The sequence below is a fragment of the Phaeobacter sp. LSS9 genome (assembly GCF_003443595.1).
Lineage (GTDB): Bacteria > Pseudomonadota > Alphaproteobacteria > Rhodobacterales > Rhodobacteraceae > Phaeobacter > Phaeobacter piscinae.
The window spans coordinates 3,002,849-3,020,739 of sequence record NZ_CP031956.1 but is presented as its reverse complement, the minus strand read 5'-3'; the positions used below and the strand labels follow the sequence as shown (position 1 = coordinate 3,020,739).

Below are 17,891 nucleotides of genomic sequence, written 5' to 3'. Positions count from 1 at the left end.
TCATCCGCAGTGCGGCGACGGGCCTGCCCTTTCACAATGGCCACCCACAGCGAGAGGTTCAAGGCCAAGCCGTGCCAAAGCGTCAGCTCGCAGGCGCTGACCGGAACGTGACTTGGCATTTCAGGCGGAATTGCGCATGTAACCTGACATGACGACACATCCGTTTCTCTCTGTTCTCGCGACTGCTGCCAGATCACTGGCGAAGGGTCTTTGCGCACCCCTTGCGCTGGGGCTTCTGACCTTGCCAGCCAGCACGTCAGCCGAACAAATGTCCGATATCGTGCAGATCGAAGTGCTGGATGGCGGCCCGACCCGGCGCGGCACCCATATGGGCGCATTGCGACTGACGCTCTCGGAGGGCTGGAAAACCTACTGGCGCGCACCCGGTGACGCCGGCATCCCGCCCCGGTTCAGCTGGCGGGGATCGCGCAACGTCGGTGCGGTGGAAATCCGCTGGCCCACGCCCGAGGTTTTCCTGACCTCCGGATTTCGCACCATCGGCTACCATGATCAGCTGGTGCTTCCGATTGAAATCACCCCCGCCAAACCCGGCCAGCCACTACGGCTGAAAGGCCAGATGGAGCTGGGCATCTGCAAAGATGTCTGTATCCCCTCCGAACTGCGCTTTGATCGCCCACTCCAACCCGACAGCCGCCGCGATCCGGCGATTGTGGCAGCGCTGGCGGATCGCCCATGGTCGGCGAAAGAGGCCGGCGTGCAGGCCGCAACTTGTGCGATCACCCCCAACCGCTACGGCATGGAGCTGGTCGCTCGGATCACCATGCCCAGCGCGGGCGGAGATGAGATCGTGGTGGTTGAGCCTGGCCCTCCCACTTTGGTGACGACCGAGACGACAACCACCCGGCAGGGTCGCCATCTGACCGCCAAAACCGAGATCATCTCCGCTGAGGGTGGCCCCTTCGCCGTTGATCGCTCGCAGATGCGGTTTACCGTGCTGGGCCGCAACCACGCGGTGGACATTAAAGGCTGCACCCGACACTAATAAGGGGATTATCAGCCGGATCGGATCCAGCCATGCCCAACGATGCAGCCATCCCCGACAGCTCCGGCGGTCCAAATCAGCCCCGGCGCCCGATCCTTGGCGCCCTTGCGGTGGTCTGCCATGCAAATCAGGGCGGCGATCAGGTCATCCTCATCCAGCGCAAATCGCCCCCGAATGCAGGCTGGTGGGGCTTCCCCGGCGGCCATGTCGAACTGGGCGAAACCGCGATGCAGGCTGCCGCCCGTGAACTGCTTGAAGAGACCGGCGTCATCGCAACCCCGCGCGAGGTGCTGACCCATGTCGATGTGATGCTGCGCGATGAGGCCGGGAAGGTCCAACGACAGTATCTCTTGGTTGCTGTGCTCTGTGATTATATCTCAGGTCAACCAACCCCGGACGATGACGCCCTGCAGGCGCAATGGGTGCCGGTCGCCGATCTGACCAGCCGTTTTGGCGCTACCCCTGACCGTATGCTGATCGATCAGGTGGCAGAGGTCGCCGCCCTTGCCCAGGAGCGGCAGCATCGCACAAAGGGTGCGTGACCTCCATGTCGCAGGTCGAACCAGTGGCAGCCGATCGTCAGATCCCTGCGCGACGCCCGCCCAAGACCCGCGCACTGACATAAGCAATCGCACTCAACAGCACCGCGCCGGTCACAAACAGCAGCAGGGCAGCGCGCAGCGGATCCATCTCCACCAGCCCGGGCGCGACCGCTCTCAGCACCGGATGCAGCGCCCCCACCGCCATCGCATAGCCAACAGTCACCGCCAGCCACAGGATCTGTGCCGCTCCCAGCCCTAGCGTCAGCCAACGCAGGTCACCAGCCCGCGATGACATTCCCCGCCGCAGCGCTGCAAAGGGACGCGCCACATCCGCCTGCACCGCCACCAATGCGGGCACAACCAGCAGCACCAGAAACATGCCGAACCCAAGGCCATAGACCAGCGTGATCACTGTGGGTTTGAGGAACTGTGCTTGTTGCGAGCCCTCATACATCAACGGGGCCAGCCCCAGAACGGTTGTCAGCGTGGTCAGCATCACCGGCCGCAACCGATCCGCAGCCCCGTCAATGATCGACGGGATCAGCCCGCGCTCTTCTGCGTATTCGTCAATGGTTGTCACCAATACGATCGAGTCGTTGATGATGATCCCTGTCATCCCCAACAGGCCAACAACGGTGAACATCGACAGCGGCACCTCCCACAGGTAGTGCCCCCAGATTGTCCCGACGAGGCCAAAGGGAATGATCGCCATAACCACTAAGGGCCGCGTCCAGCTGGCGAAAATCCACGCCAGCACCAGATAAATCCCAGTCAAACACAGAATCAATCCGGTTCTGGCGTCATTGAGAAATTCGTTTTCCTGCTCGCTCAACCCCGCCAATTGCCAATCCACCTGTCGCTCACTGGCGATCTTCGGCAGGATCTCCTCTTGCAGCGCGGTGGCAATGGCCTGTGCCCGTGTCGGATCATCCTCTGAGATATCCCCGGTGACGCTGATCACACGAACACCATTTTCACGCCGAACGGTGGAAAATCCGGTGCGCTGGGTCACCGACACGATATCGGCCAGGGGCAGATAGACACCCGCCGGGCTGCGCATCAGCGTACGCTCCAGAAAATCAGCGGTCAGCTCGCCCTCCGGCAGCTCAACCCGGATCGCGGCACTGCGCGGCCCGTCTGGGTAGGTCGCCGCCTCTATGCCGTTCAACCGGGCCCGCAAGGCCCGCCCCAGTGTCTCCACCGTGAACTCCAGCGCCCGCCCCTGCGGGGTCAGTTCGAGCACCAGCTCTTCCTTGTCATAGGCAAGATTGTCCTCAACTGCTGACACCTCCGGGTAGCGCAGAACGGCGGTTTTCAGATCCTCTGATGCAGCCTTCAACACCTCGACAGCAGCGCCGCTGAATTGCACATCCAGCGCATCGCCGCCGGGACCCGACCGCCAGCCTCTGAACGATACCGTCTCCGCCAGCGGGTGGCGGCGCACACTGTCCTGCAGCTCCGCAACAAAGGCAAAGCTGGAATAAGGCCGCAGATCAGCATCAATCAGCTCAATCGAAATCCCGCCGAGAAGATCGCTGTCCTTGGCATCCACCCCGGCCAGACCACGCCCGGCGTTGCCGCCAATCTCAGCCATGACAAAATCAACCGGGTTGCGGCCATGCCGGGCCTCATAGTCACGCCCCAACGCCTCAACCGCGCGCTGCATTTCCCGCATCATCGCCAGCGTATCCGCCCGGGTTGCCCCCTCGGCCATGGCAAAATTGCCGGTGACCGATCCACGCTCCGGCGCGTTGAAGAACCGCCATTTGACGTCGCCGCCAATGAACAGCGCCAGCTGGCTGGCCAAGATCACCGCAGCAGCAGCCAGCACCACGTAGCGGGCGCGAACAACCAGCGCCATCAAAGGCCGAAATAACGTGTCACGCAGGCGGCGGAACCCCCGATTTACCACACGGCTGGGCAGGTCATACCAATGCTCCTTGGCACTATGTGCCAGCGCATGGGCCAGATGGTTGGGCAGGATCAGGAAACACTCGATCAAAGATCCCAGAAGCACCGCAATCACTGTCAAAGGAATGTCGCGGATCAACTCGCCAAACCGCCCGCCAATCGATACCAGCCCGAAAAACGCAATCACCGTGGTCAATGTGGCCGCGAAGACCGGCATCGCCATGCGGCGCGCGGCGTTCTCTGCCGCAGCAACTGGGTGTTCGCCCAGACGCCGCGCCCTGAAATCGGCATGCTCCCCCACCACAATTGCGTCATCCACCACAATACCAAGGGTGATGATCAGGCCAAACAGGCTGATCATATTGATGGTCAGCCCGGCCATATACATCAGGGCAATGGCGGCAAACATTGCCGCCGGAATGCCCGCTGCCACCCAGAAGGCGATGCGTGCATTGAGAAACAGGAACAGCAGCGCCAGCACCAGACCCAGCCCCATCAGCCCGTTATCGACCAGAATATCCAGACGCCCGGTGATCGCTTCAGCGCGGGTGCGGATCAGATCCGCACTGACGCCATCCGGCAGGCTGGCCTGCAAGGCCTCCACCACATCTTCGACCTGATGCTGAATATCGATGGCGTCGCCCTGATCCGACCGGTCCACCCGGATCGACATCGCGGGGTTCTCCCCCACGAAGTAGGAGCGATTGCGATCCACGCCCTCCACCCGGATCGTGGCGACGTCACCAACCGTCAGGGCCGACCCATCCGGGTTTGTCCGCAACACGATACCGGCCAACTCCTCTGGCGTGCGTTTTTCGCTGCCAGTGCGGATGCGCGCATTGGCGCCACTCACGTCACCCGCCGGATTGGCGTCAACCTCCGCTGCAATCGCCGCCGCAATATCAGCCATCGCAATATCATGGGCGATCAAGCTGGCAGAGGGCACTTCGACCATGGTCTGCGGGGCCGCAATGCCCCGGATCGTGGTACGGGTGACACCCACCTCAAACAGGCGCACAACCAACTCATCCGCAAACAGTCCCAACTGGCGCGGTGCAATTGGCCCGGTGATCACCACATCTGTGACCCGATCACGCCACGCCCCGCGGCGCACGCTCGGGTCTTCGGCCTCCTCCGGCAGTGTGGTGATCCCGTCTACAGCACTCTGGACATCATCCGCTGCGCGCGCCATGTCCCAGCCCGGCTCAAAGTCCAAGGAGATGCTGGCGCGCCCCTCGCGCGATGTGGCACTGGAGCTTTCGACCCCGTCAACGGCCAGCAGCGCGGGTTCCAGCGCCTGCACAATGGCGCTGTCGATGTCCTCAGGCCCGGCCCCTTCCCATTCGACGGAGACCGACACCCGGTCCACGATCACATCCGGAAAGAACTGCGCCCGCATATTGGGAATCGCCGCCGCGCCCAGCACCAGCAGCAGCACCAGAAGCAGGTTCGACAAGGTCCGGTGACGGGTAAAATAGCTCAGAACGCCGCCAGCCGAACGGGGGAGGTTCCGCAGCATGACCCCTATCCCCCCATCCGGGTTTCAATGCGGTTGATCAGCCGCGCGGGGACCTTTGCGGCGGCCAGCTGCTCCAGCATCCGCGCCCGCACCGCCTCCGGCATCCCGCTATTGCCTTCAACCATGGCAACCAGCCTGGCCCGGCGATCTTCCGACAGTTCAATCAATTCAGCCTCTGCCGCTGCGGTGTCGCGCGGGGTGCCAGCATTGGCGCCGGTAAACTCTGCCCCCTGTCGCAGGGGCCGCACCTTGATGCCTGCGCCCAGCAGGGGCGTGCGCCCGGTGACAACCTCGCGCCCCTCCAGCCCGGCGCCACGCAGCAGCACATCGTCCCCTTGTCTGCGCACCAATGTAACCTCCAGCGCCTGTAGTCGGCCCTCCTCTCCCAGCACCAGCACGGTGCCGTCCGACCCCAGCGCCGAGGCGGGCAGCCGGGCCACCTCGCTCACCACTGGTTCCTCAACCTCAACTGTGACAAAATCACCGGGCTTGAAACCGGGCGCCGGGTTCAGCCGAGCGTAGATCAGCCGACCGGCCAGCCCCTCGCCTGCATCGCCACTGTCGCGCACCACCACGCCGGATGCTGTCAGCGCCGCACCGGTTGCGTCCAGCGTAACCGCCACCGGCGCCGAGAGCAGCTGCCCCGCCGCGTCCAGCAGCCGGGCGTATTGCACGGTCGAAACCCGAAACGCCACATCCAGCTGCGCCGGGTCTACCAGATCCGCAAGCTTTTCATTGGCCGAAACCAACCGCCCCTCAACCAGATTGACCGACTGCAAAGTTCCGTCAAAGGCGGCTGTGATGGTCGTATCATCAAGATTGCGCCGCGCTTCATCCAGCGCGATCTGCGCCCGCGCCAGCCGGGTTGCCGCCTGATCAATACGCGCCTCCGCAAGGGACAGCGCCTGCCGACGCGAGATCACCGCCTGCCGGGCCTGTGCAGCAGCCAGCTCCGCCACTTCCACTGTTGCAGCAGACCCAACACCGCGGGTTTCCAGATTTTGTTGCCGATCCAGCGCACGGGCCCGCAGCGCTGCCTGATCCTCGGATGCCGACAGCTCATCCTGCGCCAGCGCCAATCCGCGCCGGGCCTCGCGGGTTTCCGCCTCGGCATCCCTCATGTCCGCTTCTGCCCGTTGCAGGGCCGCGCGCGCATCAGCCGGATCGATCTGCACCAGCAGAGTGCCCGCCGTGACGTCGCCGCCATCCTCGAACCCGGGCGCCAACTCAACCACCCGACCAGCCGCTGCCGTGCGCAGTTCCAGCCTGCGACGGCTCTCGATCCGGCCAAAGGCGGTCAGCACAGGCTGCACTGCGCCCAACTCGGCCTGCACCACATTCACGGCAAACACCCGTTCGCGGGGCGGCGGTGCACGGCGCTCCTCCCCCATACGGGTCTGGATCGCGGACAGCACCATCTGCACCGCCAACAGCAGCAGCGCCGCTGTCAGCGCCGCCAGGAAAACCCCAATCACCGTTTGCCGCAAAAAGCGCATTCTCTATCCCTCAATCGGCCAAACGAACCGGCACAGACAACTGCCGCAGTACCCATGAACGGGCCTCGTCAGGCCCAAAGAATACCAGTTTGCACAAAGCTATACGAGGTTACACGCAGTCGCGGATCAATTCCGTCTCACTTGCGACGCAAATGTTCGTCAAGCCGAGGCATGATTTCCACGAAGTTGCAGGGCCGGTGCCGGTAGTCGAGCTGCTTCACAAGGATTTCATCCCAGGCGTCCTTGCAGGCCCCCGGACTTCCCGGCAGCGCAAAGAGGTAAGTGCCCCCCGCGACCCCGCCTGTGGCCCGCGACTGCACAGCCGAGGTGCCGATTTTCTGCATCGACACGATGGTGAAGACCGTCCCAAACGCGTCGATTTCCTTCTCGTAGACATCGCGGTGCGCTTCCACCGTGACATCGCGCCCGGTCAGACCGGTACCTCCGGTTGAGATCACAACATCTATCTCCGGGTTGGCAATCCAGTTCCGCAGTTGGCCTGCAATCTCTTCCCGTTCATCCGGCAGGATCTTGCGGTCTGCCAGCACGTGCCCCGCAGCATCCAGCCGATCAACCAGCACCTGACCGGAGCGATCTTCCGCCAGTGACCGGCTGTCCGATACCGTCAGCACTGCAATGCGGACCGGAATAAAATCCTTGCTGTTGTCGAGTTGCGCCATGGTCCTGGCCCCTATCGCTGATGTTGTCACAGTCTTTAAGAATGATGTCCGAAGATCGCGTGGCCTGATCAGGTTTCAACCTGCCGTCAGCCGCGCCTTGATCTCCAGCAGATCCGCCCAGGCGGCCCGTTTCTGCGCGGGCTGTCGCAACAGATAGGCCGGGTGGAACATCGGCATCACCGGCTTGCCCTGCGCCTCCTGCCACGTGCCACGCATCCGGGTGATTCCGCGTTTGCCGAGCAGCGCATCACAGCTGATGTTGCCCATGGCGATCAGGATATCCGGCTTTGCCAGCGCAATATGACGCTCCAGAAACGGAGTCATCATGGCGATTTCTGCCGGCAGGGGATCGCGGTTCTGCGGCGGCCGCCAGGGCAGAACATTGGCGATATAGACGCTGTCCTTGCGCGACAGACCGATGGCCGCCAGCATCCGGTCCAGAAGCTGCCCGGCCCGCCCCACAAACGGTTTGCCCGCGATATCCTCATCGCGGCCAGGCGCCTCGCCCACCACCATAACGCGGGCACCGGGCTGGCCATCTGCAAACACAAGATTGCGCGCGCCTTTTTTCAGCTCGCAATGCTCAAACTGGGCCAGCGCCTCATAAAGACCCTCCAGCGACCCTGCGGTTCCCGCCATCTGTCGGGCCACCTCAACCGGATCAATCTCCCGAGGTTTCGCCGGTGCCGCCTCAGCCGCGGCTGCGCCGGGTTTGGGCAGCCGCGCCTGCAATTCATAGCGATTGACCGGCGCGTCCCCGATCGCATCGGTCGCCCCCAGTTCGATCTGCCACGCCAAGAGCGCATGGGCGCTGTGATAATCCAATGCCGATTCCATGCCCCAAGCTACCCTGCCTAGAGGCGGATCAAAATACCCGCCGTGCGCGCCGCTTGCCGCAGGTCACAGCCCTGCTATAAGAGCGCCAAACATCGCGGAGCCTGCCCATGCCCACAGCCACCTCGTCACCTGATCCGATGGCCTTTTCTCAACGGCATCTCTTGGGCATCGAACCGCTGAGACCGCATGAAATCACCGCGCTCCTTGATCTCGCGGACAGCTATGCCGATCTGAACCGCCGTCCCGACAAACACGCCAATGCGCTGTCAGGGCTGACCCAGGTTAATATGTTCTTTGAGAACTCCACCCGCACGCAGGCCAGCTTTGAAATCGCGGGTAAGCGGCTGGGCGCGGATGTGATGAACATGGCGATGCAGGCCTCCTCGATCAAAAAGGGTGAGACCCTGATTGATACGGCGATGACGCTGAATGCCATGCATCCCGATCTTCTGGTGGTGCGCCATCCGCATTCCGGCGCCGTGGACCTTCTGGCGCAGAAGGTAAACTGCGCGGTGCTGAATGCCGGCGACGGACGGCATGAACACCCCACCCAAGCGCTGCTCGATGCCCTGACCATCCGCCGCGCAAAGGGCCGTCTGCACCGGCTGAACATTGCGATCTGCGGTGATGTGGCCCATTCCCGTGTGGCGCGCTCGAACCTGATCCTGCTGGGCAAGATGGAAAACCGCATTCGTCTGATTGGCCCGCCAACACTGGTGCCCGGCCATTTTGCCGACTTCGGCGCAGAGATTTACGACGATATGCGTGAAGGCCTGAAAGACGTGGATGTGGTCATGATGCTGCGCCTCCAGAAGGAGCGTATGGACGGCGGTTTCATCCCGTCGGAACGCGAATACTACCATCGCTACGGGCTTGATGCGGAGAAACTTGCGCTGGCCAAACCCGACGCCATCGTCATGCACCCCGGCCCGATGAACCGGGGCGTTGAAATTGACGGCACGCTTGCCGATGACATCAACCGCTCTGTCATTCAGGAACAGGTCGAAATGGGTGTCGCCGTGCGGATGGCGGCGATGGATCTTCTGGCCCGCAACCTGCGCGCCAGCCGCGAGCGTGCGGCGTCGCAACCGGGCGTGGCCTGATCCATGGCTGGCCCGGTGGCACAGCCCCTGATCATCGCCGCAGGTGAGCAGCGGATGATCCATGTCTTCGACCTCGATATGCGGCCCGAACAGGTGCGGTTCCTGCGTGAACCCGGTGCGCTGGCGCAGGTTCTGGGCACTGAAGAGATAGATCTGGATCACGTGGAGATTTTCCCGGTGAGCGATCTGGAGGACCTGGGGCTTGTCGGCTATCTGCGCGATGGCTGCGGGATCCCGAGTGAGCAGCTGACCTCCGACGTGCAGAAACTCGCCGCGATCGAAGGCTACGTGCTGCTGCTGCGGTCGCGCGCGCTGCGGGGCGAGGCAACGCGCCTCACCCCGGCCAGTCAAATTCGACACATTGGCGACTATAGTGAGGTGGGGGCGGATTGGGCCAGCCTTCCCAGCAATCCTGACGACGCACCGGAAAGCGCCAAACCCTATTCCTCATCACGCCCCTCCCCACGGGAGGCCCGCTCTCGCGCACGGCGCATCGGGGCGACGGTCTTTGTAATCGTGATGGCGCTGATCCTGCTTGTCGTGCTGATGCTGGCGACCTGAGATGTCCGAAACCGTCTTCACCCCTGATCGTATGGCCTACTGGCGCAGCCACGCCTGGCTCGCCGTGATCGCCATGCTGGGCGCCATGGGCATTCTTTGGGTGATGGGAAACCCGCATGTCTGGACCGGTGCCATCGGCGGGCTGGCCGCCATTGGCCTGCGCGGCGGCTACCTCCTGTCCGATGAAATGACCCGCGTCTGGTCGCTTGGGGGCAAGGTTATCAAAGGCCCCGATCAACAGACCATTCCGCTCGCGGATGTGGCCGAGCTGAACCGCCTAGGCAGCACGGTCCAGATCGTCACCCATGAGGGGCACAAGCACCTGATCAAATACCAGCCCGACGCCGCCGCAACAATTGCAACGCTGCAAAACGCCCTGTCCAACCTGTCCGAGAGATCCCGCGTATGACCCTTCTCTTCACCAATGCCCGCCTGATCGACCCAGAAGCCGGAACCGATAGCATCGGTGCGGTTCTGGTGCAGAACGGGCGCATCGCGGCGGTTGATAAAAATGGCACCGAGTCTGACCAATTGTTTCGCACGCGAAACATTGTGGCAAAGGATGTGACCCTTATTGATTGCCGCAGCAAATGTCTGGCCCCCGGCATTGTCGATATCGGCGTGAAGGTCTGCGAGCCGGGTGAGCGCCATAAGGAAAGTTATAAATCCGCAGGCCTCGCAGCGGCAGCGGGCGGGGTCACCACCATGGTGACACGCCCTGACACAACCCCATCCATCGACAGCCCGGAAACACTGGAGTTCGTGACCCGGCGCGCGCAGGCCGATGCGCCGGTGAATGTTCTGCCCATGGCCGCCCTGACCAAGGGCCGCGCAGGCCGGGAGATGACCGAGATCGGCTTTCTCATGGATGCGGGCGCGGTGGCCTTCTCCGATTGCGATCATGTGGTCGCCGACACCAAGGTCTTTTCCCGCGCGCTGTCTTATGCGCGCAGCTGCGGCGCGCTGGTCATCGCGCATCCGCAAGAACCGGGATTGAGCAAAGGGGCTGCAGCAACCTCGGGTAAGTTCGCCACCCTGCGTGGGCTGCCCGCCGTCACGCCAATGGCCGAGCGGATGGGACTGGATCGCGATATCGCGCTTTTGGAGATGACCGGCGCCAGATACCACGCCGACCAGATCACCACCGCCCGCGCCCTGCCCGCCCTGCAGCGAGCGAAGGCAAACGGGCTGGATATCACAGCAGGCACGTCGATCCATCATCTGACGCTGAACGAACTGGACGTGGCGGACTACCGAACTTTCTTTAAGGTGAAACCACCGCTGCGCTCTGAAGAAGATCGTCTAGCGCTGATCGAGGCGCTGCGCGAGGGGCTGATTGACACGATCTCCTCCATGCACACCCCGCAGGACGAGGAAAGCAAGCGCTTGCCGTTTGAGGAGGCCGCCGCCGGTGCGGTGGCGCTGGAAACGCTGCTGCCTGCCGCGCTGCGGCTCTATCATGCGGAGCAGCTGGATCTGCCGACATTGTTCCGCGCCATGTCCCTGAACCCGGCCAAGCGCTTGGGGCTGAACTGTGGTCGTCTGTCCGAAGGGGCACCTGCGGATCTGGTGCTGTTTGATGCGGACCAACCCTTTGTGATGGACCGGTTTGCGCTGCACTCGAAATCACAGAACACCCCCTTTGACGGGCAGCGGATGCAAGGTAGGGTGCTGGCAACCTATGTGGCCGGTGAACCGGTCTACCGGAGAGATTGATGCCGCCTATTGAAACTGCCGCCCCTGTCCTGCTGCTATGGGCCGTGATCGGCTATGCACTGGGGTCTATTCCCTTCGGCCTGCTGCTGACCCGGATCATGGGGTTGGGCAATCTGCGCACTATCGGATCGGGCAATATCGGCACCACCAATGTGCTGCGCACCGGCTCAAAAAAAGCCGCTGCGCTGACCCTGCTGCTGGATGGCGGCAAGGGGGCCGTGGCGGTGCTGCTGGCCCGCGCGCTGGTCGGTGAAGATGCCGCACAGCTGGCCGGTCTGACAGCCTTTCTCGGCCATTGCTTCCCGATCTGGCTGAAGTTTCAGGGCGGCAAAGGCGTCGCCACCTTCCTTGGTCTGATGCTGGCGCTGGCCTGGCCGGTGGGGATCGCCTGCTGTCTGACGTGGCTGGCTGCCGCCTATCTGAGCAAGATTTCCTCGATGGGGGCTTTGGTGTCTGCAGTGGCGGCGCCGCTGTGGTGCCTGCTTCTGGGCGCACCAATGACGACGGGTCTGGCAGCCCTACTGGCGGTGATCATCCTGTGGCGGCACAAGGAAAACATCGCGCGGCTGCGTCTCGGGACCGAGCCAAAGATCGGGCAAAAGTAACCCGCCACCTGCTAAACCTTGGTTTTACAAAGACGCCCTCCTCCCTCATGGACGAGGGCTTTTTCATGTTCACAGGAATGTGCCACCGCGCCAGTGCAGAGGTTTTGTGCATCACCGCACATACAAAAGGAGTTGTTTTGAACGTGATCGAGGGAGTCCTCATATCGGTGTCGTGACCAAAACGGTCCAATTTTGAAGACCTGAATTTTGATGACGTAACGCTTTGATCATTCCAACTCAGGGTGCCGAGGTACCCGCTACATCGAAAGGTTCATACCGATGAACACCGTAAAATCCCTTCTGGGCGGGATCGCCCTCTCCGTTACTCTCGCAACCTCCGCGCTGGCCGCTGGCGTCGATGTCAACGCCTCCTCTACTGGTCTCGCCATGCAGGGATATGATCCCGTCGCCTATTTCAACGCCGGTGAAGCGACCAAAGGCTCCTACAAGGTGACCGCAACCCACGACGACGCCACATATTGGTTCGCCACTGAAGAGAACAAAGCCCTGTTTGAGGCCACCCCGGACGCCTACATCCCGGCCTATGGCGGCTACTGCGCCTTTGGTGCAGCGATGGGCTTCAAGTTCGACGGTGATCCGCATCAGTGGAAAATCGTGGATGATGTCCTCTACCTGAACCTGTCGAAGGACATTCAGGAACGTTGGAGCACAGACATTCCCGGCTTCATCGAAAAAGCCGATGTGAACTGGGATGAGATCGCTGACGCCGAACCGGCGGAGCTGCTGCAGTAAGCCTGTAACGGCAGATCCAAATTGCAGATGGGCGGCAGGATATCCTGCCGCCCATTCTGGTTCACGTCTCAGAGGGGACACTCCCTCCGCGCGGGGTATTACTTCGAGGCCAGCCGTTCGACCGCTTCAGCCGTGCGCTTGGTGTTGTTGTAAATCCCCAGCGCGAGGTAGAGCGAGCCGGCGATCAGGATCACATAAAGAGTGCCCACAACCAGCACACCGAGTGCCGCGAGGATACCGCCGCTGCCCGGCTGCATGGTTGCCAGAACCGCGCCGCCGACAACTGCGAGCAGCAGCAGCACCACGACGACACCAACCAGTTTCTCAAATGCAGAAATGAAGAAATTGCCCATATCAATACCTTTCAGAGCCATAGATTGCGCGCTCTTTTAGGGGGGCGAAATTCAGAGAACAAGCTCTCAATTAGGGGGAAAATCAAGCGGATAGTGCCAGAGAGATCTTCCGCCAACATCCGCAGAACCAGTCGCACAACCGCCCGCCGCCCAGGCAGAAAAAAGGGCGCCTGCCAGCGCCCTTTCCGTGATCTCAGCCTGATCCCTTATCGGGCTCAGTAGCTGTATTCAGAGTAGATGCGGCTCAGATCGCCATTCCAGTCGCCATGGTAGCGATCCAGCAGCTCATCCGCGGGGACTTTGCCGGTTTCGATACTGTCCTTCAGCGCATTCAGGAAGTGGGTTTCATCCGGCACCAGCCCCCCGCCCCAGCGCGCGCGCGGGATTTGAGGCCTGCCTCTGAGATCGCCACAACTTCGCGGGCCAGATCATGCATTTTGATGTTTCCGACCTGAGCCTGCAGCCCCTGTTCCGATGCGGCCACACGCAGCGCCTCGCGGGTCTCGGCATCCCAGCCCTTTGCCAGATCCCAAGCGGCATCAAGGCTGGATTGATCGTACATCATCCCCACCCAGAAAGCTGGCAGGGCACAGAGGCGACGCCAGGGGCCGCCATCGGCACCGCGCATTTCCATGTATTTCTTGATCCGCGCTTCGGGGAAGGCGGTGGTCAGATGATCGGCCCAGTCGCTCAGGGTGGGCGTTTGCCCCGGCAGTGCAGGCAGCTCCCCCTTCAGGAAATCGCGGAACGACATGCCAAGCGCGTCGATATACTCACCGTCGCGGTAGACAAAATACATCGGCACATCGAGCGCGTATTCGACCCAGCGCTCGAACCCGAACCCCTCGTCAAAGACGAAAGGCACCATGCCGGTCCGGTCCGCATCCAGATCGCGCCAAACGCGCGAGCGCCAGGATTTGTGGTTGTTCGGCTTGCCCTCAAGGAAGGGCGAATTGGCAAAGAGAGCGGTTGCGACGGGTTGCAGGGCGATGGCCACACGCATTTTCTGCACCATGTCCGCCTCGGACCCGAAGTCGAGGTTCACCTGAACGGTGCAAGTCCGGCGCATCATGGTGCGGCCCATAGTGCCGACCTTGCCCATGTAGGCATCCATCAGCTTGTAGCGGCCCTTGGGCATCAATGGCATTTCTTCGTGGGACCAGATCGGAGCCGCCCCAAGACCGATGAAACCGACGCCGATTTCATCGGCGATATCCTTCACCTCGCGCAGGTGAGTGTTCACCTCGTCGCAGGTCTCATGGATCGTCTCCAACGGGGCCCCTGAGAGTTCCAGCGCGCCACCTGGTTCCAGCGAGACATTGGCACCATCTTTTTCAAGGCCGATCAGATGGCCGCCTTCGCGCACCTCCGACCAGCCGTGGCGGTCGCGCAAGCCCTCAAGAACGGCCACAATAGAGCGCGTCCCCTCAAACGGCAGCGGCTTCAGCGAGTCCTTGCAATAGCCAAATTTCTCATGCTCGGTGCCGATACGCCATTGGTCACGGGGCTTGCAGCCAGAGGCAAGATATTCCGCCAATTGTTCGTGCCGTTCGATCGGCCCACCGCCGGATTGAGGGATAGACATCTGGGGCTCTCCGTAAGGTTGATCCGTCTTGCGCTGCAAGTCGTGGTCGGTATTTCCGGCAGTGTCAATGCAGCCTGTGCACGGTTGGTCGTGTTGGCGCGCGCTCCCAGATCACGACCTGGTGACCGCCGGATTTGTGCAATTCTGCCAGCATCCGCTCCATACGCAACCCCGGCAGGGTCGCGAAGGCATCAAAGAGTGCATCGGTGTTGGTTGCATTGACCGGGATCGCCAATGCGGACTGCCCCGGTTGATCCAGCAGCCAATGGGGTGGTTTGGCGGCGTGATCCAGCGTCAGGCGCTCCAGTTCGGAAAGCGCAACAGCACCGCCAGTGAGGGGGCCGAAATAGGCGATCTGCCCTTCGTCCACCTGAACCACACCGGGGCCGCCGCCGCCGAGGCGAAACCGCATGCGCTGCATGCCGATGACCGCGATCACAACGCCCAGCCCCAGCAGCGCCCAGCCCAGCAGCGCCTGCCCTCCATAGCTGCCAAGCGCCCAGAACAGGCCAAGCGCACCAAGAGCCGTCGCCGCAATCATCTCGCGCCAGCGCCAGAGGGCCGCGCGGGCTTCTGGTCGAATGAAGGTCATGAGGCAGACGCTCCCCCAGCCATCGCAGGCTGCGGTGCGTGATCAAAAAGGATCAGCGAATAGCCGCCAATGGGCTGGAACCCGATGGCCCGATAGGCCCGCACGGCGGCCTCTCCCGCAGCAAAGAGCACGGCCTGTTCCACCCCTGCCGCATGGGCCTCCTTCAGGTGCAGTGCCAGCGCGCAGCGGGCGTAGCCGTGGCCGCGTTGTTCCGGCGGTGTGTAGACCCCGCCGATCTGCACCACCTCCGGCAGCTGCGCGTTAAATCCTGTCATCGCGACCCAGCGGTCTGCGATGTTCAGCACCCGATGACTGTCGCGCAGCAGGTAACTGTCGATATCCTGTGATGCGACGGCCACGGCCTCGGCCGCGGGGGTGCCGAGAATTTCCTGATGATAAGCCGCCCGCCACTGCACCAGCATCGGACGGGGCGCGGCCGACAACGGGTGTAGCGTCGCGCCCTTTAGTTGCGGTCGGTCTAGGCTGCGCAGATCCAGATCCGTCAGCGATAGCGCCAGCCCCGGTTCATCCCGATCAAGCCGTTTGGGGTGCTGGTCGAGCCCAGTGGCCGCAAGGTAGCGACGCGCTTGCGTCGTTTCCCCCAAGACGCCGACCTGGGGGTGCGATGAGGTCTCTGCCAGTCGCTGCTCGACCAGCTGTTGCAATTCGTGCCAGTCCGTGGCGCTGGCCTCCGCCGACTGCAACAACAGGGTGCCATCGTTGGTCAGACCCGCCATGCCGCCATTGCCACTGCCGCGCACCCACAGGCGCATGGCCTTGGCCTCTGCCCCGTGCAGGCCGTGGTCGCGCAGATTGATCAGTAGAAACATGGAGCTGGCGACGTTGCGACGCAGCAGATCATGGATCGCAGCGAGGTCGCCGTCCTGTGCCGGACGCCAGCTCATCCCCAATCTCCATAGCGTTGCTGCCAAACGGTTAGTGCCGCGACCGCAGCGGTATCAGCGCGCAGGATGCGCGGGCCGAGGCTTACGACATGAGATTGCGGCAGCGCGTGCAGACGCTTGCGTTCGGCCTCAGAAAACCCGCCCTCGGGTCCAATCACGATGGCCCATGGCGCCTGTGCCGCTGTTTCGCTGGCCAGTGCCAAGGCGCTGCCGACCTCGGCTTCGTCGCAAAACATCAGCTGGCGTTCTTCGGGCCAGTGGTCCAGCACGCGGGAGAGTTTTTGTAGATCGGCCACCTCTGGCACATAGGTGCCGCCACATTGTTCGGCGGCTTCAACCGCATGGGCCTGAAGGCGGTCCTGGCGAATGCGGTCGGAATTTGTGAACTCGGTCTGTATCGGCAGAATCCGCGCCGCCCCCATTTCGGCGGCCTTCTCCACAATGAAATCGGTACGGGCCTTTTTGATCGGGGCAAACAGCAGCCACAGATCCGGCGGCAACACCAGCGGACGGGTCTGCTCCTGACAGAGAAGAACACCACTGCGCTTGCTGGCCTCGGCCACCTCCACGCGCCACTCACCGTCGCGCCCGTTGAACAGCAGCAGCTGTGCCCCAACCGCCTGCCGCATCACCCCAAACAGGTAATGCGCCTGATCCCGGTCCAGAGGAACCGATTGCCCTGCCCCCAGCGGGTGCTCTACATACAGTCTGATCTTTGCACTCATGAGGCATACATATGCAAGGCGGGACGCCAACACCAGATGGACAGGTCGCAGATGCGGTCAAAGGCAATTGGGTCGATCGCTACGCTCCTGAATGGAGCCGCCCCTATCTGCGCCTCAGCCGCGCCGATCGCCCCATCGGCACCTGGCTGCTGCTGATCCCTTGCTGGTGGGGGCTGATGCTGGCGATCCTGTGGGATCAAAGCCCACGCTGGGGCGATCTGTGGATTTTTGTCGCCTGCGCCGCCGGAGCCTGGCTGATGCGCGGCGCGGGCTGCACCTGGAACGATATCACCGACCGCAATTTTGACGGGCAGGTAGAACGCACCCGGTCACGACCCATTCCATCGGGTCAGGTCACGGTCACCGGGGCTGTTGTCTGGATGGGGCTGCAGGCGCTGATCTCGCTCGGTATTCTGCTGAGTTTCAATCAGGCCGCGATCGCGATGGGCATTCTGGCCCTGTTCCCGGTGGCGATCTATCCCTTTGCCAAGCGGTTCACCTGGTGGCCACAGGTGTTTCTGGGGCTGGCCTTCAACTGGGGGGCAATGCTGGCCTGGGTGGCCCATACCGGAACGCTGAACTGGCCAGCGGTGATCCTGTATCTGGCGGGAATTGCCTGGACGCTGTTCTACGACACCATCTATGCCCATCAGGATACTGAGGATGACGCGCTGATCGGGGTCAAATCGACAGCACGGCTGTTTGGCACGCAGACGCCCATGTGGCTGCGCCGGTTCATTGTCGCCACCGTCAGCCTGATGGCGATTGCCATCATTCTGGCTGTGCAGCCGCAGGGATCGGTTCTGGCACTGATGCTGGCGCTGGTCGCGCCTTGGGCGATGGGCTGGCATATGACCTGGCAACTGCGGGTGTTCGATGCGGAGAACACAGATCGTTTGTTGCAGTTGTTTCGCCTCAACCGGGATACGGGCTTGATTCCGCTGATCTTCTTTGCCGCAGCTCTGTTCGCATGATTGAACCCGTCGCGCAGCCCCTGTAAGACAG

The 17,891-nt window shown here is 62.5% G+C and carries 17 protein-coding genes and 1 pseudogene; 9 read left to right on the top strand and 9 right to left on the bottom strand.

Annotated elements, in window-relative coordinates; all coding sequences use genetic code 11:
• The first annotated feature begins 148 nt into the window (after window positions 1-148).
• On the top strand, window positions 149-1,003 hold the full coding sequence (locus D1820_RS14405; RefSeq protein WP_118069525.1) for a protein-disulfide reductase DsbD domain-containing protein: 855 nt from the start codon (window positions 149-151) through the stop codon (window positions 1,001-1,003).
• A 32-nt stretch (window positions 1,004-1,035) separates the two neighbouring features.
• Window positions 1,036-1,545 (top strand): NUDIX hydrolase, encoded by a 510-nt coding sequence (locus D1820_RS14400; RefSeq protein WP_118069524.1) that lies wholly within the window; start codon window positions 1,036-1,038, stop codon window positions 1,543-1,545.
• Between the two features lie 37 nt (window positions 1,546-1,582).
• On the opposite strand, the gene D1820_RS14395 is transcribed toward D1820_RS14400, so the two are convergent.
• The 4 genes from D1820_RS14395 to D1820_RS14380 all read right to left on the bottom strand — a co-directional run bounded on the left by D1820_RS14395 (window position 1,583) and on the right by D1820_RS14380 (window position 7,988).
• The gene (locus D1820_RS14395) at window positions 1,583-4,975 is read right to left on the bottom strand and encodes an efflux RND transporter permease subunit (protein WP_118069523.1); all 3,393 of its coding nucleotides are present in this window, start codon (window positions 4,973-4,975) and stop codon (window positions 1,583-1,585) included.
• A gap of 5 nt (window positions 4,976-4,980) precedes the next feature.
• Window positions 4,981-6,471 carry an efflux RND transporter periplasmic adaptor subunit gene (locus tag D1820_RS14390; protein WP_118069522.1) on the bottom strand — a complete coding sequence of 497 codons (1,491 nt, stop codon included), beginning with the start codon at window positions 6,469-6,471 and terminating at the stop codon, window positions 4,981-4,983.
• A 137-nt stretch (window positions 6,472-6,608) separates the two neighbouring features.
• Entirely contained in the window at window positions 6,609-7,151 is a 543-nt protein-coding gene (gene moaB, locus D1820_RS14385) for a molybdenum cofactor biosynthesis protein B (protein ID WP_096870460.1), read from the bottom strand.
• A gap of 75 nt (window positions 7,152-7,226) precedes the next feature.
• Window positions 7,227-7,988 (bottom strand): uracil-DNA glycosylase family protein, encoded by a 762-nt coding sequence (locus tag D1820_RS14380; RefSeq protein WP_096870459.1) that lies wholly within the window; start codon window positions 7,986-7,988, stop codon window positions 7,227-7,229.
• A gap of 107 nt (window positions 7,989-8,095) precedes the next feature.
• On the opposite strand from D1820_RS14380, the gene D1820_RS14375 reads away from it, so the two are divergent.
• The 6 genes from D1820_RS14375 to D1820_RS14350 all read left to right on the top strand — a co-directional run bounded on the left by D1820_RS14375 (window position 8,096) and on the right by D1820_RS14350 (window position 12,726).
• On the top strand, window positions 8,096-9,091 hold the full coding sequence (locus D1820_RS14375; RefSeq protein ID WP_118069521.1) for an aspartate carbamoyltransferase catalytic subunit: 996 nt from the start codon (window positions 8,096-8,098) through the stop codon (window positions 9,089-9,091).
• A gap of 3 nt (window positions 9,092-9,094) precedes the next feature.
• Window positions 9,095-9,652 (top strand): hypothetical protein, encoded by a 558-nt coding sequence (locus D1820_RS14370; protein WP_118069520.1) that lies wholly within the window; start codon window positions 9,095-9,097, stop codon window positions 9,650-9,652.
• Window position 9,653: 1 nt separating this feature from the next.
• Window positions 9,654-10,061 carry a hypothetical protein gene (locus D1820_RS14365; protein WP_118069519.1) on the top strand — a complete coding sequence of 136 codons (408 nt, stop codon included), beginning with the start codon at window positions 9,654-9,656 and terminating at the stop codon, window positions 10,059-10,061.
• The gene (pyrC, locus tag D1820_RS14360; RefSeq protein WP_118069518.1) at window positions 10,058-11,368 is read left to right on the top strand and encodes a dihydroorotase; all 1,311 of its coding nucleotides are present in this window, start codon (window positions 10,058-10,060) and stop codon (window positions 11,366-11,368) included. Before D1820_RS14365 ends, pyrC begins: the two co-directional genes overlap by 4 nt.
• A complete protein-coding gene (gene plsY / locus D1820_RS14355; protein WP_118069517.1) occupies window positions 11,368-11,973 on the top strand; it encodes a glycerol-3-phosphate 1-O-acyltransferase PlsY in 606 nt (201 codons plus the stop codon). The genes pyrC and plsY overlap by 1 nt, the downstream gene beginning before the upstream one ends.
• Before the next feature lie 279 nt (window positions 11,974-12,252).
• Window positions 12,253-12,726: a YHS domain-containing (seleno)protein gene (locus D1820_RS14350; RefSeq protein WP_014873405.1), complete on the top strand. Its 474-nt coding sequence runs from the start codon at window positions 12,253-12,255 to the stop codon at window positions 12,724-12,726.
• Between the two features lie 98 nt (window positions 12,727-12,824).
• Here D1820_RS14350 and D1820_RS14345 read toward each other — a convergent pair whose 3' ends face one another.
• The 5 genes and pseudogenes from D1820_RS14345 to D1820_RS14325 all read right to left on the bottom strand — a co-directional run bounded on the left by D1820_RS14345 (window position 12,825) and on the right by D1820_RS14325 (window position 16,886).
• A complete protein-coding gene (locus tag D1820_RS14345) occupies window positions 12,825-13,079 on the bottom strand; it encodes a hypothetical protein (protein ID WP_096870454.1) in 255 nt (84 codons plus the stop codon).
• A gap of 215 nt (window positions 13,080-13,294) precedes the next feature.
• Window positions 13,295-14,664 (bottom strand): annotated as a pseudogene (locus tag D1820_RS14340) (glutamate--cysteine ligase).
• Between the two features lie 64 nt (window positions 14,665-14,728).
• Entirely contained in the window at window positions 14,729-15,256 is a 528-nt protein-coding gene (locus tag D1820_RS14335; protein ID WP_118069516.1) for a hypothetical protein, read from the bottom strand.
• Complete coding sequence (locus D1820_RS14330; RefSeq protein WP_118069515.1) at window positions 15,253-16,161, bottom strand: GNAT family N-acetyltransferase; 909 nt, start codon at window positions 16,159-16,161, stop codon at window positions 15,253-15,255. Before D1820_RS14330 ends, D1820_RS14335 begins: the two co-directional genes overlap by 4 nt.
• The gene (locus D1820_RS14325) at window positions 16,158-16,886 is read right to left on the bottom strand and encodes a 16S rRNA (uracil(1498)-N(3))-methyltransferase (protein WP_118069514.1); all 729 of its coding nucleotides are present in this window, start codon (window positions 16,884-16,886) and stop codon (window positions 16,158-16,160) included. The genes D1820_RS14330 and D1820_RS14325 overlap by 4 nt, the downstream gene beginning before the upstream one ends.
• A gap of 11 nt (window positions 16,887-16,897) precedes the next feature.
• On the opposite strand from D1820_RS14325, the gene ubiA reads away from it, so the two are divergent.
• Window positions 16,898-17,860 (top strand): 4-hydroxybenzoate octaprenyltransferase, encoded by a 963-nt coding sequence (ubiA, locus tag D1820_RS14320; RefSeq protein ID WP_118069513.1) that lies wholly within the window; start codon window positions 16,898-16,900, stop codon window positions 17,858-17,860.
• Window positions 17,861-17,891 lie beyond the last annotated feature (31 nt).

Coding starts and splice junctions, on each gene's coding strand:
- D1820_RS14395 (WP_118069523.1), bottom strand. CDS start 4,975: ATGCTGCGGAACCTCCCCCGTTCGGCTGGCGGCGTTCTGAGCTATTTT.
- pyrC (WP_118069518.1), top strand. CDS start 10,058: ATGACCCTTCTCTTCACCAATGCCCGCCTGATCGACCCAGAAGCCGGA.
- D1820_RS14365 (WP_118069519.1), top strand. CDS start 9,654: ATGTCCGAAACCGTCTTCACCCCTGATCGTATGGCCTACTGGCGCAGC.
- moaB (WP_096870460.1), bottom strand. CDS start 7,151: ATGGCGCAACTCGACAACAGCAAGGATTTTATTCCGGTCCGCATTGCA.
- D1820_RS14370 (WP_118069520.1), top strand. CDS start 9,095: ATGGCTGGCCCGGTGGCACAGCCCCTGATCATCGCCGCAGGTGAGCAG.
- D1820_RS14330 (WP_118069515.1), bottom strand. CDS start 16,161: ATGAGCTGGCGTCCGGCACAGGACGGCGACCTCGCTGCGATCCATGAT.
- D1820_RS14345 (WP_096870454.1), bottom strand. CDS start 13,079: ATGGGCAATTTCTTCATTTCTGCATTTGAGAAACTGGTTGGTGTCGTC.
- plsY (WP_118069517.1), top strand. CDS start 11,368: ATGCCGCCTATTGAAACTGCCGCCCCTGTCCTGCTGCTATGGGCCGTG.
- D1820_RS14380 (WP_096870459.1), bottom strand. CDS start 7,988: ATGGAATCGGCATTGGATTATCACAGCGCCCATGCGCTCTTGGCGTGG.
- ubiA (WP_118069513.1), top strand. CDS start 16,898: ATGCAAGGCGGGACGCCAACACCAGATGGACAGGTCGCAGATGCGGTC.
- D1820_RS14390 (WP_118069522.1), bottom strand. CDS start 6,471: ATGCGCTTTTTGCGGCAAACGGTGATTGGGGTTTTCCTGGCGGCGCTG.
- D1820_RS14375 (WP_118069521.1), top strand. CDS start 8,096: ATGCCCACAGCCACCTCGTCACCTGATCCGATGGCCTTTTCTCAACGG.
- D1820_RS14325 (WP_118069514.1), bottom strand. CDS start 16,886: ATGAGTGCAAAGATCAGACTGTATGTAGAGCACCCGCTGGGGGCAGGG.
- D1820_RS14335 (WP_118069516.1), bottom strand. CDS start 15,256: ATGACCTTCATTCGACCAGAAGCCCGCGCGGCCCTCTGGCGCTGGCGC.
- D1820_RS14405 (WP_118069525.1), top strand. CDS start 149: ATGACGACACATCCGTTTCTCTCTGTTCTCGCGACTGCTGCCAGATCA.
- D1820_RS14400 (WP_118069524.1), top strand. CDS start 1,036: ATGCCCAACGATGCAGCCATCCCCGACAGCTCCGGCGGTCCAAATCAG.
- D1820_RS14350 (WP_014873405.1), top strand. CDS start 12,253: ATGAACACCGTAAAATCCCTTCTGGGCGGGATCGCCCTCTCCGTTACT.